Consider the following 14,146-nt stretch of genomic DNA (forward strand, 5'->3'; position numbering starts at 1 on the left):
TTAAGCGAAGGCCGCTGTTACGTTCACCGTTTAAGGAGGTGCCGCTTTGAAGTATCTTGTCGAGGATTGCGATAACCCCGCAACTCCGGTTCATGACTACACCGAGGCTAAGAAGGTTATTCGCAAGGTGCTCAGTTCCTATCCTTCGGTAAGGCGGGCGGCAATATTCGGCTCGTTCGTCCGCGGAGAGCAGAAAGACTCGTCCGACGTCGACCTGCTTCTTCAAATTGACGGAAATGAGGACGGAGAGGTTATGGATATCGGTTTCGAGCTGGTCGAGGGACTCGGTAGGGACGTGGACATGTTGACGACTCTCAATGGTGCCCAGAGCAGCTTCATCGAGAGTTTGAAAAGGGAAGGGGTGAGAATCTTTGAACGACCGAGATCTTTCTAACTTTCAGACCATTCTCGAGCGATGCGATGATGTCATCGCGAAGCTCGAGGAAATCAACTATAGCCATGAGATTTGGGAACACAATCTGATGGTTCGGGACTCGATTCTGTTCTCATTGGGTCAGGTCGGTGAGCTGGTCTCGCACTTCAAGACGAACGAGTACAAGGAGTTGTTCCCAGAGATACCATGGCGCCACGTAAAGGGCCAACGTAACTATATCATTCATCAGTATGCAGATATGAAGCTTGAGACTGCTTGGAAATCGGCCGTCGAAGGCGTACCCGCAATCAGAGAGACTCTTCTCTCCAATGAGGAGATAGCGCATAAGTACGAAATCGAATGCGCCTATATCGACCCCGAGGTTGCTGCGCTCATGGAAGGGCTCGGGGAGGATTTGGACGGGATGATGGACGCAAAGGTGGCCGAAGCCGAATTCGTCAATCCAGACGAGAGGTCAGGAGAAAACGGAATCCCAGCACCGTCAAAACTGTATGACGATGGCGAATATGACGATCATCACTAAGAGCAAAACAGTCCATTAGAACGATTAGGGGGGCGGAGAATTTCTCCGCCCCCCCTTGCTTACTTCCTCCTGACGCCCACCACGCCGTCCGAGACGACCTCGGTCCAACGGATGTAGTGCACGGTGTCGGCGGTCATCTTGACGGCGCTGGCGGCATGCGAACGGGAGCGCGAGCGACCCGAAACGCCCGACTCGGAGACCTCAGCCGCAGCGTTCGCCTCGTCGGCGTCGAGCCACGCCTCGCACTTGTAGGTGCGCCACTGCCCGCCGCCGATATTGCGGTACGCGGTCGCGGGCACCGTGATGCGGGCGAGCTCGTCCCAGTAATAGGCCGTGTGGCCCTCGCCGGAGTCGCCGATCGTCGCAAGCTCGAACTCCTTGCCCTTGGCGTCGTAGCCCTTATGTTTGGGCTCCTCGAACACGGGGATGAAGCCCGGGTGCGCCTCGGCGCCGTCCTCGGGCAGCACCCTCATGTCCCAGCTCGAGTCGAGTTCGACCGATCCGGGCGCGTACTCCGTACGCAGGGTGCAACGGTTGCGGCCGTACAGAATTACGATGCCCTTGGTGGCAACATGTTCGGTAATGGCCTGATCGGACAGGGTCTTATCGAGATGCCAGCCGGTAAAGCCGGTCGACGGGTCGGTGCCGAACCTTTCGTTGAGGTTGCAGGTCGGCTCAAGCTGCTTGTCGATAACCTCCTGAGGGAAGGTGTACTTAGTGCCGACGAGCATTCGAGGGCTCTGGAAAATCAGGTTCTCCTTTGCCAAACCGTCCTTATAGAACCTAAACTTGCAAACCATCACCTTCGTCCACAGGTACAGGTCCCCGTTGACCTTCCTGCCGACGTACTTGCCGCCCTGGAAGATGCCCGGATCGGAGCAGTCCTTATCGCCCTCGTACCAGCCGTCCAGGCAGCGGTCGAGCAGGCTCATGTCCTGCCCCTCGTCGCGCATGACCTGCTCGATGGCCGCGCGTGCGTCCGAGAAGTCGCCCTGGTTCCCGTTCACCGAGAAGGTGCTGTTGAGCTTGATATAGACCGTGTGCACCTCCTGCGTATCGCCGAGGGTGTCCACCAGCATGAAGTGGACGGTCGAATGCTTCGGGACATCCGATACCTCGATGGTCATGTCGCGGTCGAGGCGGACCTTATGGACATCCTTGTCGATCTTGTAGCCTTGCGGTGCGACCGTCTCCTTCACCCAATAGTCCATGTTCGCGATCAGATTGTTCGTCCCGTTGACCGCCGAGAGGCTCGCGTCGCCGTTCTCGTCCGTCATGAAGGTCCCGCACTTGCGGGTGCAGGCGTCGTCGCAGTAGATGGTGTACTCGGCCCCGGCGAGCGAGAAGTACTCCGGGTCAATCTTTGTGACATCGGGGTTGGTTGAGGACTTCTTCAAGCTTAACGAGCAGAAGTTGCCGATAGGCTGAAAGTCGAACTGGAACCCGTCGCCATACACTGTGTCGCCGCGGATGCACGAGATGCTGGATCCCTTGTATGCAATGATGGCGCAAGTCCGGTCGCTCACCTCGTTCACACGAGACGAGATGCAGCTGTAGCCGTCGAAGTTAGTGAAGAAGAGCTGGGTGTCCACTCCCCGCGGGATGAAATAGGCGTCCTGATTGTTCTCGGCGGGGCTGATCCACTCATATCCACCGCCGTTGCACTGTATGCTCCTAGCGCCGAGGTACGCCCAGTCGAGGTCGATATACTCGCCGGGCCTGTCGGAATAGAAGAACTGATACACCATCTTTATCGACTTCAGCCCCAGTAGCCAGTGACAACTGTCCCACGCCGCGAAGGCGTCGCTCACGACGAAGAAGCTCTTGGTTCCGAAGTGCTGTTGGTAGAATTGGGCGGTCCTCTGGTTGAGCCCCTTGTTGTTGTCGTAGCCGTTGCCGATCACAGGATTCGAAAGGTAGAGCGTGCAGCCCACGGGCTTGCCATCGTAGGTTCCGACGCTGTTCCACGTGACGCTCGCGCGGTAACCGGGGTTGTCCATCGGTAGGACCGTGTAGGGATGCCCGTTGTTCAGGAAGATCTGCCTATTGTCGTTCCACCAGCTGGCGACATCATTCCAGATCGGAGTCCAGTTCGTGTGCGTCGCCTTGCCAGCGCTGTGCCACCAGCCGGTGGGATGCGGCGATGTCGCATTCACACCCATCGGGATGCTCAGCGGGGACGGCTTGACGTTCGGGTTGTCGGGTGCGAACTCCTCGAACCTTCCCATCGAATAGGTCGAAATACCTATCGCGCTGAGGGCGGAGCGCATTCCAACCCCCAAGGGGCTTGAGGGTCTGGCGGCTGCGGAGCGCACTGCCGCCGCAGCGGCGATTCCGCCCCCAGCAATAAGCGCCCTTCTGGAAAAGGCTAAGCCTTTAGAGGGAGCCCCCCTCCCCGAAGTAATTCCGACATCGGTGTGGCGTTTACTTTCGACCACAATTACCTCCTGAGTACGTCATCCTAAGTATCCACTATTCTCGAGGATACTCATTGCTCAATCGCCCCGCGCGGACTTGCCGCTGCGGCAACACCCGTGCCTTCCGCAACCTGCCGAAACTGCTAGAATGTGCTCGAAATAAGATTCACTTGGAGGAACTCGTTGGCTTACATCCTCATAGCGGTAATCGCTCTTTTGGCAATCGCCTATATCGTCTACCTAATCCTCGACCTCATGTCGCGCAGAAAGTTTGCCGAACAGTACAGCACATGGGAGCCAGACCTCGACCAATACTATAAACAGGAGTTCGAGAGGGAGCAGCAGGCTAAAGACGAAAAGATCTGCGAGATGCTGGAAAATTTGCTCAGGATGCAGGGGAGGTTGTAGGGGGCAGATCCCTACAAATCCGCCTACCGGCAGCCTGACTCCCTCACTAGCCCGACTTCCTCCGATAGCCCCGCCTCTACGCTTTTGGCTTCAAGTAATTCGTCTATTCCAATCTCATCTCGCCCGGTAACTTGATCTGGTCCCATCTCGGGGAAGTCCGCACAGACCGCATCTTCATCCAATCCGAAAAACTCGGTCCCACGTGCGAACCGTCCCGTATGGTGCCAGGACTTATATTCGAGATAGGTATCGGCCAGCTGTGCGCGGGTCATCGACTCGATTTTAGAATCGTAGGCAAGGTCGAAATCATCGCAGTAATCCTTGATGGCAGAGATGATTGCCTTGCGCGTCCACTTCGACATCGGCATCTCGCCCGACTCATATGCCGCCCGGGCGCGGACGCTCATGGAGGTGCCCACGTACCCGGCCTGCCCGTAGCTCACGGCGCCCATGGCTACCACTCCGTATCGTCGTACGAGTTCTGCCAGCTATCGTCGTACGAGTTGGAATATTCGTCCTCGAGGCGCTGGTTGTACAGTGCCGCCTCGTCCTTCTTATAGCAGATGAACTCATCGATCTGCGAGGACTCGTTGTTCCATTCGTCCTGCTCCCTGAGCTTTGGGTCGGGTTTCATGCATTCCATATAGCCGAGCGCCGACACGCCCGAGCACGGGCCGCCGCGACCGCTGAACAAATCGACGACGTCCTGCGCTTCCTTATCGGAAAGGGAGCATTCCGTTCCCTCATACGGGTCATAGCCCACGACGACGAAATCGCCGTACAGCACATCGGCCGGGTCGCCCGCCACGACGGTCTGGCCAGTGAAAGGGGACTGAAGATCCTCGTCCGCCATCTCCTGGGTGGCCCAGATTGCACGGTTGGCGGGGCAAGCCGCCCGCCCTTCAGCATTGACATAGACGCAGACCGCATCTCCCAAAGACTTGTCGGGCAGCTCTTGGGATACATTGACGGCCCGCTCGCCGACAATTCCCTTGAGTGCGGCGCCACAGCTCCCATTCTCATCGACCGGCAGCTCGACTTCGCGGCATTCGGCATTAACGGGAACCAGCACGGCGCGAATCGTATCCATCATCGTTCACCGCCCGCAAGAGCGTCGGCGCCGATAGTCCCGATACCCTCATTGACCATCTCCGCCTCATCGTCCTTCGCTTCAGCGAGGTTATCGAGGCACAAATCCCCATCTGGCGCCCCCTGCGAAGCAATCATCTTCTCAGCGGACTCGATGATGGCGTCGATGTCATAGATCTCATGGTCGTCATTGTAGTAGAAGAGCTCCCCGACGCTGAGCTCGGGGTTGTCCACGACAATCTGCGCGAAACGGTTCATATCGGCAATTGAATCGTCCGAACCGAAATCATGCCAGGAATATTCACGGAAGCGCCCGTGAAGTTCATAATCGCACATGACGAGCTCGCCAGCATCGACCCCCTCCATTTCCGCTATGTCCTTGAGGGTGCCTTCGAGCTCGGCGGCATCCATCGGCAGTGTCAGCGGCAGGGAGATATTGAGTCCCAGATCGGCAGCTTCGCGATCCTCGGCATAGACGACGATACGGTCGGCCGCGAAATCGCGGTCGCCCTCGAAAGCCGCCTGCTCGAGTTCATCCAAATCGAATTTCATCAAGTCGACCTCATTGGAGTTGCGGTCGAAATAACCGCTATGCCCGAGACACACGTCCCCGCCAGCCGCCATCCTGGCACCCAGCGCCTCGGCAGGCACATTGCCGAGCAACTCGCCGATGTTCAAGAGGCTGGCCTTCGAGGCAGGGGAGAGACGATTGTCGTTCACGCACGACTCGAGCTCTTCGCTGGCTTGGTCGAGGAGCGTGAGGCCGTATGCCCGCCACAGGTCGCTGGGCAGCGAAGCCTCGCTATCGACAGCGACCGAATAGCCGCAAAACGGCATCTCATCGGCCTGCATGATGACGTTGCCGACCATGAGCGGGTCGACCGGGACATCGAAGTTGTCGCAGTAGTCGCGCACGGCATCATAATCGAGGTCAGGATTTCTCTTAACGCACTCCGCCATGGCGTTGAGCGCCCGCAGGTCCACGCGCTCGTCCTCGGCGAAGTGCAACTTGTCGAACTTGCCGGAAGTCTGGATATCCTCGATGGCATAGTCGTGCCTGCCGAAATAAGTCATCTTATCGATGACCTTTTGCAAGTTGTCAGGCGCCATCGGTAGGATAACGCTGTCCTGCGGGGCGTAAGCGTAGTAGGCCGCATCGCTCGCCGCGACGTTGACCCTGATGTTTCCGATCTTGTTCATCGTCCGCTCTCCTTATGCTCAAACTGCCCATCGCGGTCAGCCGTCCCATCGACCAAATCCGTCTCGGCCTGCTTCTCATCGCAAAGGTCATCCAACCCGCGCTCGATGCCGCCCTTGGTCGGCTCCAGGCGAAGCGTCGAACCGTCGATTTTGATTGGAGTGGCATCCACGCGAGCGCCCTCGGGCATCGCCGCCTGACCGCTGGCAATGGCGATGCCCTGTGCGCAGGCGTTCTCGATGCACATATGTCCAAACTCGTGCGCAGACTCGTCTATGTCTATGCGGACGCTGGCCCTAGGGATATCGAAGCCGGCGCTACGCAAAGCGCAGCGGATAGCTGCCTTCTCCTCGCATACGCGGGCAAGGCTGTAGCCGACGGCTCCGCGCCCGTGAAGTCCGGTAAAACTGATGCTGGGCATACTCGGGCTGCCGCCGATGCTGACGGAGACCTTTCCCTTGCCCTCGATATAGAGGCTGCAAGATCCACCGTTCATATCGTCCTCCTTATTTTTCGTTTCCTAGACTGTCAAATTTCATTTTCGATTCCAACGCGACTGACCTCATCACCGTCAGAGACAAGAGCAGCTTCCTCGCTTTTCGCGGCGCAGATATCATCCAGACCCTGTTCCCCTCGTTTGCCCTCGATACATCCCATCTCGAGCCCCGCGTTGAATGCGATTCCCACGGCGAGATCGTCCCGTTCGATGCGCTGTTCTGCTTCCGCAAGACTAACGGCTACCTTCTCGAGGGCGGCAGGCTTGAGTGTCTCTTTCATATGCTCGGAGCCGAGTTCGTTGACTGTGTCCGCTACATCCTGAACGGAGACGAAACCGATGGGGAACTTGCTATCGGGATTGACTCCGGCAAGCGAGAAATCATCCGCTTTTCGGCAATCGAATCTCACCTGGGCCATGCTGAGCTCATTGATTTCGTTGATGGCTCGTGATGAAATCTCATCGCCGAAATTTTCAATATCACAACTGGCGTGTGATGCCGCGCCGCGGGCAATGGCGGCACCGAGCATGAACTCAGGGGAAATCCTGCCGCCCTCAAAGTCCGTTGCAGTCAGCTCGGAGTCGAGCATATCGGTATATGTTTCGATCACCTCAGGATGGTCATCGATATAGGCATCGATATATTCCGAGGCGAGTGCATAAACAGAATTGAAGAGGGGCCCTTTGCGTTTATCCAGCTCGTTGTGGGCAATTTTGTTCACGAGCCACATATCCAGACCGCCGGACTCATACAGCTCGGCAATGCTCGGCTTGGCCTCAGACATAACTACTCCATCTCTCTGATTACCTGATGTATCCCAGCGTACTTTTGAAGGTCAACGCGCACTGAAAAGGGGACGAAAGTAGCCTTCGCGCCAAACGAAAAGGGGAGGGATGGAAATCCATCCCTCCCCGCATCCAATGGCTGTCTAGACTCAGCGTTGGACGTTCTGAGCACTTCGGTCCTGAGAGCCACTCTCGCGCTCATTGGCCTCGGCGGTCTTCTGCTCGCACAGCTCATCGAGACCGGTCTCCTGCTCCTGGGAGCGGTCGTGGCTCTGGTGCTGCTCGCGGTACTCCGCACGGGCGGCCTCGACGGCATCGGAGAGCTTCTGCGGCTCAACAGACTCATCGTGGCGCTGGCCGTTCTGGTCATATTTGAAGAGGCTCACGTTGCGGTCGGCGTTGACGAACACGCCCGTGCCCTTGCCGGCCTCGATATCGGCCTTGTTCCACGGCTTCTGGAACGTGGTGAAGCTGAAGCCGGAGAGGTCCTTGCCATCGACCTTGGTGCCGGTGGGCAGGGTACACTTCACAGCAGGCCAAGACTCGCCCTTGCCGTTGGAGATCGTGAAAGGCTCGCCATTTGCCTTCTCGGCAGTCACCCACTTCGGCGGGAAGTCGATGCGGACCTTGCCCTTGTTCATGTTGTTCTGCTCGCTCATGGTTCCTCCATCACGCGAATTGATAACTTAACGACTAGCATGAAGCCCCGTCCGCCCGAGTCGCCCCAGGGGACAGAAGTAGCATCTACCTCGGGATGCCCTCCGTATCGCGAGACTCATCCTCTTCTTGGCAGGTGCTGTCCTCGCCATACGCCTCAGCGAGGTCATCTAGACTCGTCTCTTCGCAACGAGAGTCATGACGCGAATCCCGCACGCTCTTCACCTCGGCTTTGATTTGCCCCCAAGCCACATCGTTGATGTCGTCATATCCACCCGAGTTCCAAAGGTTCTCGTTGGCGTTGTCGCGGACTTCAAGAGCTTCATCGAGCGTCAAATTCGGATATTCCTCCTTGATGTCATTGACAGATATGGAGAGAAACACGTTGTCGATATCGACGCAAAGTACATCGAATCGCTCCATCAGGTAATCTGCCGACTCAGGTAACACCGCGCCATTGCGTAGGGCGCTGTCCAGCGCGGCCTTCAGCTCGTCAAACGAATTGATATTCAGCTCATCGTTCATGTCTAACGCCCCTCCTCACAGCGCGACGTCATTACCGCGCAATCGCCACCGTTGGCGATATCCGCTTCCTCGCATTTAGACGCACACAATTCATCGAGACTGAACTCCCCGCCGTCCTGCTCGATTTCGAATTCGCCGCCTTGCTCCATATCGGTTTCCACAACCGTCTCGTTGGAGAGTTCCATGGACTTGAAGTAATCCTTGCCGAGGGACGGCGTGAAGCAGTCTTTCACGAGATAATCAGTCGCCTTGCTCGCGCGAGTCGCAGCCTTCAGCAATTCACCGCCCGGATCCTTCAATTGCGAAGCCCAGCCCTTGAGGTAGGCGGCAGAATTCGACATGGCATCGACCTCATCACCAGAAAGGGGCTTATCGTCATCGACGCCGCGAAGATCGAGACCGATGGCGTTCGCGGTGAACACACTCGAAAGCTCGGCGATAAGCTCCTCGAAGGCATACTTCTGCCGGTTCTGCATGAGCCCGCACTGCTCGCGGTCGAGCCTGCTGGGATGCCCCGTGGAGTGGCCCATCTCATGCAAAAGCGTTCGACAGAAGGACTCGACGTTCGTGAACTGGTTGCGCTGCGGAACGTAGATCTTGTCCGCGCCGGGCAGGTAGAACGCCTCATCGTTCGGGGTCTCTATAACGGGGCAGGGTGACGCCTTGACAAGACCATCGGCAACACGGTCGGGCTCGATAGGCTTGAAGCACTCAACGGAGATGAGGTTTTCCGTGTTCTCCATCTGCTCGGCATTGAAGACCGTGAACGTGCCGACGCAACGCGGCTCTGCCTTATACTCGGGATTCGCGAGCGCGATTTTCCATTCTTCCTCGGTCTTGGGCTGTTTGAGTCGGGCCGTCGGATCCGTCTTGCTGACGAGCATGCGCTTCCAGCGCTCGATAGGATAGCCGTGCGATCCCTTGATGATGTGGCACCCCTTATCCGATGCCATTTTGAACGTGGCGAATCGCGGGTCCCTGAACCCGCCGTCCCTCATGGCGTACATGAGCATAGCGGTATTTCGCGGCCCATAACCCTTGCCGGTCACGCCGTTCATAGGCGGATGGGGGAACGACCACTCCTTGACCCATCGGGAACCCTCACGCTCCATATCCGCCAGAAGCGCATCGAATAGCGCCTGCCGTGCATCCGTCAGCTTCTCAGTCGGGCTCTTACCGGAATATTTGTCATAGGTTTTCTTGGCCATAGATAGCTCCCATTCACGCTCGGACAATCTATCTCGAACATAAACGCCTGATACCTCTACACCCCACTTGGGGACACAAGTAGCCTGACCAACCTCGCTACGCCGCTACACGGCTACCGGGCTACACGCCTACAAGGCTTTCCGCCATACACCCAGCAAAACAAACGGGGCGTCCCAACAGACGTCCCGCAGCAAAGCAGCTTGTTATTATTCTCATCCCTTAGCGCTCGTCATTGGACAAGTCACAATGCGCCCTTACCTCATCGATGCTGTAGTTCTCAAGCCTGCCAGCGCGATAGTCCTCGACCTTCTGCTCCATCATTTCATCGAGCGATTCATCTTCAACCAAGAGAGCGTCTGCTGGCATGCATCCGATGCCTGCGTGAGGAAGTAGTCGAAAGTTGCGCCCGTGAGTGCATGGAACACCTCGGCGATAGCCGAACGACCCGAAGTGTCGGAGCGCGTATAGACATCCAGCATGCCCATTACCGCATCGGTTGAGTTGTCCTGGATCTCTTCAAATGCCTCGGCGAGGACCGTATCGGCGCCAATCGCCTCCTTTGTATCCATATCCTTGATTAAATCCATGTACTCCGAAACCTGCTCGACCATCCCATCGCGCCACTCATCGGCTTTGGGGACGTTCGTTCCGACATGGCCGTTCTCTATAGACATAGTTCCTCCTCGATGATTCGCATTTAACGATCTGTGTTGTCCAGATTGACCTCAAAGCTCATCTCGCCATCGCCCGCAACCTCGATCGCCTGCGCTATAAGGTCATCAATCGACTCGCTGCTATCGCACTTGCCTTGGAAATCTGAACAGCTAGGGGAGTCATGAGTAAGCGACTCCCTCAACTCGCCATACAGACCGTTTTGGACAGCAAGAGCGACCTCGCGCCCGCTGCCGCGGGGGCTCTCGCGCTGGAAGTAACTCATGACATCCATCATCTCGCCATCGGAGAGCGGCGCGTCTTCACCAGTAGCTGGATTGAAGCCCGTGATGACAATATTTCCGTAAAGTACGGACGTTGGCAGGCCGGCAACCACGGGCTTGCCATCGATTGGAGAATAACTGCCTTCTTGCTCCATGCGTTCAGTTGCATAAAACGCACGGTTGGGTTGACAAACAGAAAGTGACTCATCATTGACATACATAGAGAGATTAAAAGGAAGGGCATCGGGTGGTAGATTTCCCGAAGCATTAGTAAAGATGCCGCCGACTTGGTTCCTAATGTCTCGCCAACTGCCGATATCAACGGCAACGGGGTCGAAGCCCACAGGCACAAGTACGGCGCGGTATTTCCCAGATGTAACTTCCGTCTCACTAATGTCAATCTCAGGAATGGCTCCAGCGAAATTCCTCGATTTCAGCGCGACATGCCTCCGCGTTGCCCGCGTGGGTCAAATCGACAGGCGCATAGCGGGCAAATAGCCGTACGACCGTACTGGGCAACTTATCCCCGAGCATTTGCTCGAATTGCCTGAACCCATCGAGGTCGTTATCTTCAAATAGCTCACCTGCGGATTTCAAGAGCGCCTCCACCGAAACACCGTTCAACTCAGTCTCGAGACTGAGCTGTTTCGGTACCTCCATGGTGAGGCTGCGCCAGCCCCCAGCAGAAGCAGAAGGCCATGCCATCGCAACGCGAACCGACTCGCCGCAATCCACCTGATATCCGATACCAGGGTATTGGTCTCCGCAGATAGAGGGGATTTTAGTGATTTGAGAACCCATCCGGCTCATCTCCTAAATCAGGGGATTCTATTCTCCCTCGATTCTCAATCCCCACATATGCCGTCAACCCGCACGGGACAGAAGTAGCCCGACTCACATCGCCAAACACCTACCGACCCACACGGCTACTCGCAAAACTCCCAGCCAAACAAAAGGGGCGTACCCATTTGACGCCCCGCGGCACAGCTACTTGTTATTATCATCTTCATCTGCGCGACTCTAGAACTCCCCTTTGTCTTTCTTATTCTTAATACTCTTCTTATTATCTTTGTTCTCATTCACCCACCTATGCGGCTACCGAGCTACACGTCTACACAGCTACACTGCCACAAGCCGCTGCCAATCACCCAGCAAAACAAACGGGGCGCCCCTAATGAGCGCCCCGTAGCAAAACACCTTGTTATTATTCCTCTTAACCCCTAGGACTCATCGTCCGCATCGCCATCCAGATCGACCGGCTCGCTTGCCCCGAACCCAAGCATCGTCCAGAACACGAAGCCAAAGATGACCAGCCCGATCGTATAGCCGGTCTCCTTCCCGAAGGCATGGGACAGATCGTTAAGCACGATTATTGTCATCACGAGCTGAACCAATGCAAGCATCCAGCTAAGCGTATCGACCCAGCAGAACACCCACGAGCAGATGAGCACGATAAGATACGCCATGAGAAACGTCCTTGTACCGTCGTCGCGATGCACGCGCTCGCACAGCTTGTAGTCGGCAAAGACCGGGACAATCGAATACCAGCCGGGCATACCGAGCTTCCCATAGACCTTCCATTTTCCGGCGATAGGCACGAGCCAGATAAACGCCAGCAAGACAACGAGAAGAACGAGCAGAGCCGATTCAATAGCATCGAGCATCTGAAACCCCCTTACCTACAGGCTGCCCATAGCCTGGATAGCCGACATGGCCGCAGGCGACAGAAGCACGCCGAACAGGGCGGGGAAGATTAGGAAGATGATCGGAATGAGCATCTTGGTGCCGATCTTGTTGATTTCCTCCTCCAGCTTCTGCCTGCGGTACGTGCGCACCGTCTGAGCCTGATTCTCGAGCACCTCGACGAACTCGGCTCCGGTCTGGCGTGCCTGGATAAGGGAGGCCACGAAGATGGTGAGCGGCTGCACGCCGGCATTGGAGGCGAACTGCTTGAGCGCATCGGTGATATCCATGAAGCGGGCGTTGGCCAGTACGTCGCGGAAGCCCTCGGCGAGCGCTCCCTCGGAGTTCTCGGCCACTGTGCGCACGGCATCGTCGAACGTGGAGCCTGCGGCCATCGAGATGGACATGAGGTCGAGCGCATTGGGCAGCTCGCGCTCGATGTTGTTACGCCATTCGCGGCGCTTCTGGAGCAGGTAGAGCTCGGGCAGGATATACCCGACCATGCCGCCCAGACCGCCCGCCGCAATGGTCGCAAGTCCGTTCAGCTTGGTGCCGATGAGCACGCCGACCATGATGCCGACGGCGATGCAGATAATCTTCGAGGCCCAAAACATCAGCGCCGAAATCTTAAGGCCGGAGCGCATGAGCGCCTCTCGCTGGCGCTCCTCCTGCTCGCGCGACATTGCACCGAAAAGGGCAGACCCCTGGAACGGCTGGCCGAACTTGAAGCGGTCCTGCATCTCCTCGCTGCGCTGCTTGAGCGTCTTCTGGTTAAGGGTTCGCACCTCGATGCCGAATTTCTTCTGCACCGCCAGAGTGGTGCTGAGACCCGCCGCGAGCGACCCCGCGCCGATAAGGCCGATAGTTGTTCCGTCTACGATCATATGAACCACTCCTAGTCGGTCTTGATGTCGAGCATCTTGTTGGCGATGAAATAGCCGAGGACCTCGAGCAGGGCGCAGATGCAAATGACGACCAGTCCCATGGCGCTCGAATAGAATTCGCGGTACATGTCGTTGCCGATATAAAAGACAAGTCCCAGCGCGGGCGGCACGCAGACCATGAGGATGGCCGTGAAACGCGCCTGCGAGGTGCGGGAGCGCACCATCTGGCGCATCTCGCAGCGCTGCTGGATGGTGTTGCCCACCGAGTCGACGATGTCTGCCAGCGAGCCGCCCGTTCGCATCTGGGCACGGACAGCCGAGGCGAACAGCTTGAGGTCGGCGGAATTATTTCGCTCGGCCAGCTTGTCGAGAGCCTTGTCCACGGGCATGCCGCGGTCCATATCGCGACGGAGCTGTTCGAACTCGCTCTTGATGGGCTCGTCCATGTTCTCCGCGACGGGGCGGATTGCCTGCGACAGCATCGCGCCGCCGCGAAGGTTTGCCGAGATGAGCGGCATGGTCTGACCCAGAAGCTCCTCGAATCGCTTCTCGCTGTGCTTCTTCTTGGCAGACAGGAAGAACAGCGGCAGGAACGCTCCGAGTGCCGCGAGCAGCATGACGACGAGCGCGTTCATACCCATGACGATGCCGAGCAGGGGCGGCACCGCAGTGCAGGCCGCCCAGATGCTCATGAACTCGTTCAAGGAGAACTTCACGCCGCTGCCCTCGATATGCTGGCGTGCGACCTCACGGAGTTCGACGAGGATGCTGGAATGCTTCTTCTTGAAAACCTCTTCGCCCTCATGGTAGACGTTGCGGCGCTCGGAGAGGACGCGCAGCTGCCTGGAGACGAGAAGCGCCATGACGCACAGCGTCAGCACCGCGATGATCAAGGTATACGTGACACCGTAGAAGAAATAGGTGACTACGGTCTGGTCCATT

18 protein-coding genes are annotated in these 14,146 nt (G+C 57.3%); 3 read left to right on the forward strand and 15 right to left on the reverse strand.

Features of this window, described 5'->3' with window-relative positions:
* Nucleotides 1-46: 46 nt before the first annotated feature.
* Nucleotides 47-394 (forward strand): nucleotidyltransferase family protein, encoded by a 348-nt coding sequence (locus DWZ01_RS07385; RefSeq protein ID WP_117848497.1) that lies wholly within the window; start codon nucleotides 47-49, stop codon nucleotides 392-394.
* A complete protein-coding gene (locus DWZ01_RS07390; RefSeq protein ID WP_117848498.1) occupies nucleotides 372-917 on the forward strand; it encodes a DUF86 domain-containing protein in 546 nt (181 codons plus the stop codon). Before DWZ01_RS07385 ends, DWZ01_RS07390 begins: the two co-directional genes overlap by 23 nt.
* Nucleotides 918-976: 59 nt before the next feature.
* On the opposite strand, the gene DWZ01_RS07395 is transcribed toward DWZ01_RS07390, so the two are convergent.
* A complete protein-coding gene (locus DWZ01_RS07395; RefSeq protein WP_117848499.1) occupies nucleotides 977-3,187 on the reverse strand; it encodes a prealbumin-like fold domain-containing protein in 2,211 nt (736 codons plus the stop codon).
* A 330-nt stretch (nucleotides 3,188-3,517) separates the two neighbouring features.
* Between DWZ01_RS07395 and DWZ01_RS07400 the strand changes: the two genes are divergently transcribed.
* On the forward strand, nucleotides 3,518-3,742 hold the full coding sequence (locus tag DWZ01_RS07400; protein ID WP_117848500.1) for a hypothetical protein: 225 nt from the start codon (nucleotides 3,518-3,520) through the stop codon (nucleotides 3,740-3,742).
* Between the two features lie 23 nt (nucleotides 3,743-3,765).
* Here the strand turns inward: DWZ01_RS07400 and DWZ01_RS07405 are convergent, their stop codons facing one another.
* From DWZ01_RS07405 to DWZ01_RS07475, 14 genes are all read right to left on the reverse strand, one after another.
* Nucleotides 3,766-4,194, reverse strand: coding sequence for a hypothetical protein (locus DWZ01_RS07405; RefSeq protein ID WP_117848501.1), 429 nt, complete (start codon nucleotides 4,192-4,194; stop codon nucleotides 3,766-3,768).
* 2 nt (nucleotides 4,195-4,196) lie between these two features.
* Entirely contained in the window at nucleotides 4,197-4,835 is a 639-nt protein-coding gene (locus DWZ01_RS07410) for a DUF3846 domain-containing protein (protein ID WP_117848502.1), read from the reverse strand.
* Nucleotides 4,832-6,031 carry a hypothetical protein gene (locus DWZ01_RS07415; RefSeq protein ID WP_117848503.1) on the reverse strand — a complete coding sequence of 400 codons (1,200 nt, stop codon included), beginning with the start codon at nucleotides 6,029-6,031 and terminating at the stop codon, nucleotides 4,832-4,834. Before DWZ01_RS07415 ends, DWZ01_RS07410 begins: the two co-directional genes overlap by 4 nt.
* On the reverse strand, nucleotides 6,028-6,525 hold the full coding sequence (locus DWZ01_RS07420) for a hypothetical protein (protein WP_117848504.1): 498 nt from the start codon (nucleotides 6,523-6,525) through the stop codon (nucleotides 6,028-6,030). Before DWZ01_RS07420 ends, DWZ01_RS07415 begins: the two co-directional genes overlap by 4 nt.
* Nucleotides 6,526-6,557: 32 nt before the next feature.
* Nucleotides 6,558-7,310 carry a hypothetical protein gene (locus DWZ01_RS07425; RefSeq protein ID WP_117848505.1) on the reverse strand — a complete coding sequence of 251 codons (753 nt, stop codon included), beginning with the start codon at nucleotides 7,308-7,310 and terminating at the stop codon, nucleotides 6,558-6,560.
* A 150-nt stretch (nucleotides 7,311-7,460) separates the two neighbouring features.
* Nucleotides 7,461-7,970 (reverse strand): hypothetical protein, encoded by a 510-nt coding sequence (locus DWZ01_RS07430; RefSeq protein ID WP_117848506.1) that lies wholly within the window; start codon nucleotides 7,968-7,970, stop codon nucleotides 7,461-7,463.
* An 85-nt stretch (nucleotides 7,971-8,055) separates the two neighbouring features.
* Nucleotides 8,056-8,493 (reverse strand): hypothetical protein, encoded by a 438-nt coding sequence (locus tag DWZ01_RS07435; RefSeq protein WP_117848507.1) that lies wholly within the window; start codon nucleotides 8,491-8,493, stop codon nucleotides 8,056-8,058.
* Nucleotides 8,494-8,495: 2 nt separating this feature from the next.
* Nucleotides 8,496-9,701 (reverse strand): ArdC family protein, encoded by a 1,206-nt coding sequence (locus DWZ01_RS07440; RefSeq protein WP_117848508.1) that lies wholly within the window; start codon nucleotides 9,699-9,701, stop codon nucleotides 8,496-8,498.
* A gap of 318 nt (nucleotides 9,702-10,019) precedes the next feature.
* On the reverse strand, nucleotides 10,020-10,376 hold the full coding sequence (locus DWZ01_RS07450) for a hypothetical protein (protein WP_117848509.1): 357 nt from the start codon (nucleotides 10,374-10,376) through the stop codon (nucleotides 10,020-10,022).
* Between the two features lie 23 nt (nucleotides 10,377-10,399).
* The gene (locus DWZ01_RS07455) at nucleotides 10,400-10,987 is read right to left on the reverse strand and encodes a DUF3846 domain-containing protein (protein WP_255413583.1); all 588 of its coding nucleotides are present in this window, start codon (nucleotides 10,985-10,987) and stop codon (nucleotides 10,400-10,402) included.
* Nucleotides 10,988-11,039: 52 nt separating this feature from the next.
* Nucleotides 11,040-11,438, reverse strand: a complete 399-nt coding sequence (locus DWZ01_RS07460; RefSeq protein WP_117848511.1) for a hypothetical protein — start codon at nucleotides 11,436-11,438, stop codon at nucleotides 11,040-11,042.
* Nucleotides 11,439-11,857: 419 nt separating this feature from the next.
* Complete coding sequence (locus DWZ01_RS07465) at nucleotides 11,858-12,301, reverse strand: DUF5684 domain-containing protein (protein ID WP_117848512.1); 444 nt, start codon at nucleotides 12,299-12,301, stop codon at nucleotides 11,858-11,860.
* A gap of 15 nt (nucleotides 12,302-12,316) precedes the next feature.
* The gene (locus tag DWZ01_RS07470) at nucleotides 12,317-13,204 is read right to left on the reverse strand and encodes a type II secretion system F family protein (protein WP_117848513.1); all 888 of its coding nucleotides are present in this window, start codon (nucleotides 13,202-13,204) and stop codon (nucleotides 12,317-12,319) included.
* Nucleotides 13,205-13,215: 11 nt separating this feature from the next.
* Nucleotides 13,216-14,145 (reverse strand): type II secretion system F family protein, encoded by a 930-nt coding sequence (locus DWZ01_RS07475; protein ID WP_117848514.1) that lies wholly within the window; start codon nucleotides 14,143-14,145, stop codon nucleotides 13,216-13,218.
* Nucleotide 14,146 lies beyond the last annotated feature (1 nt).

It is taken from the genome of Collinsella sp. AF28-5AC, assembly GCF_003457875.1.
Classification (GTDB): domain Bacteria; phylum Actinomycetota; class Coriobacteriia; order Coriobacteriales; family Coriobacteriaceae; genus Collinsella.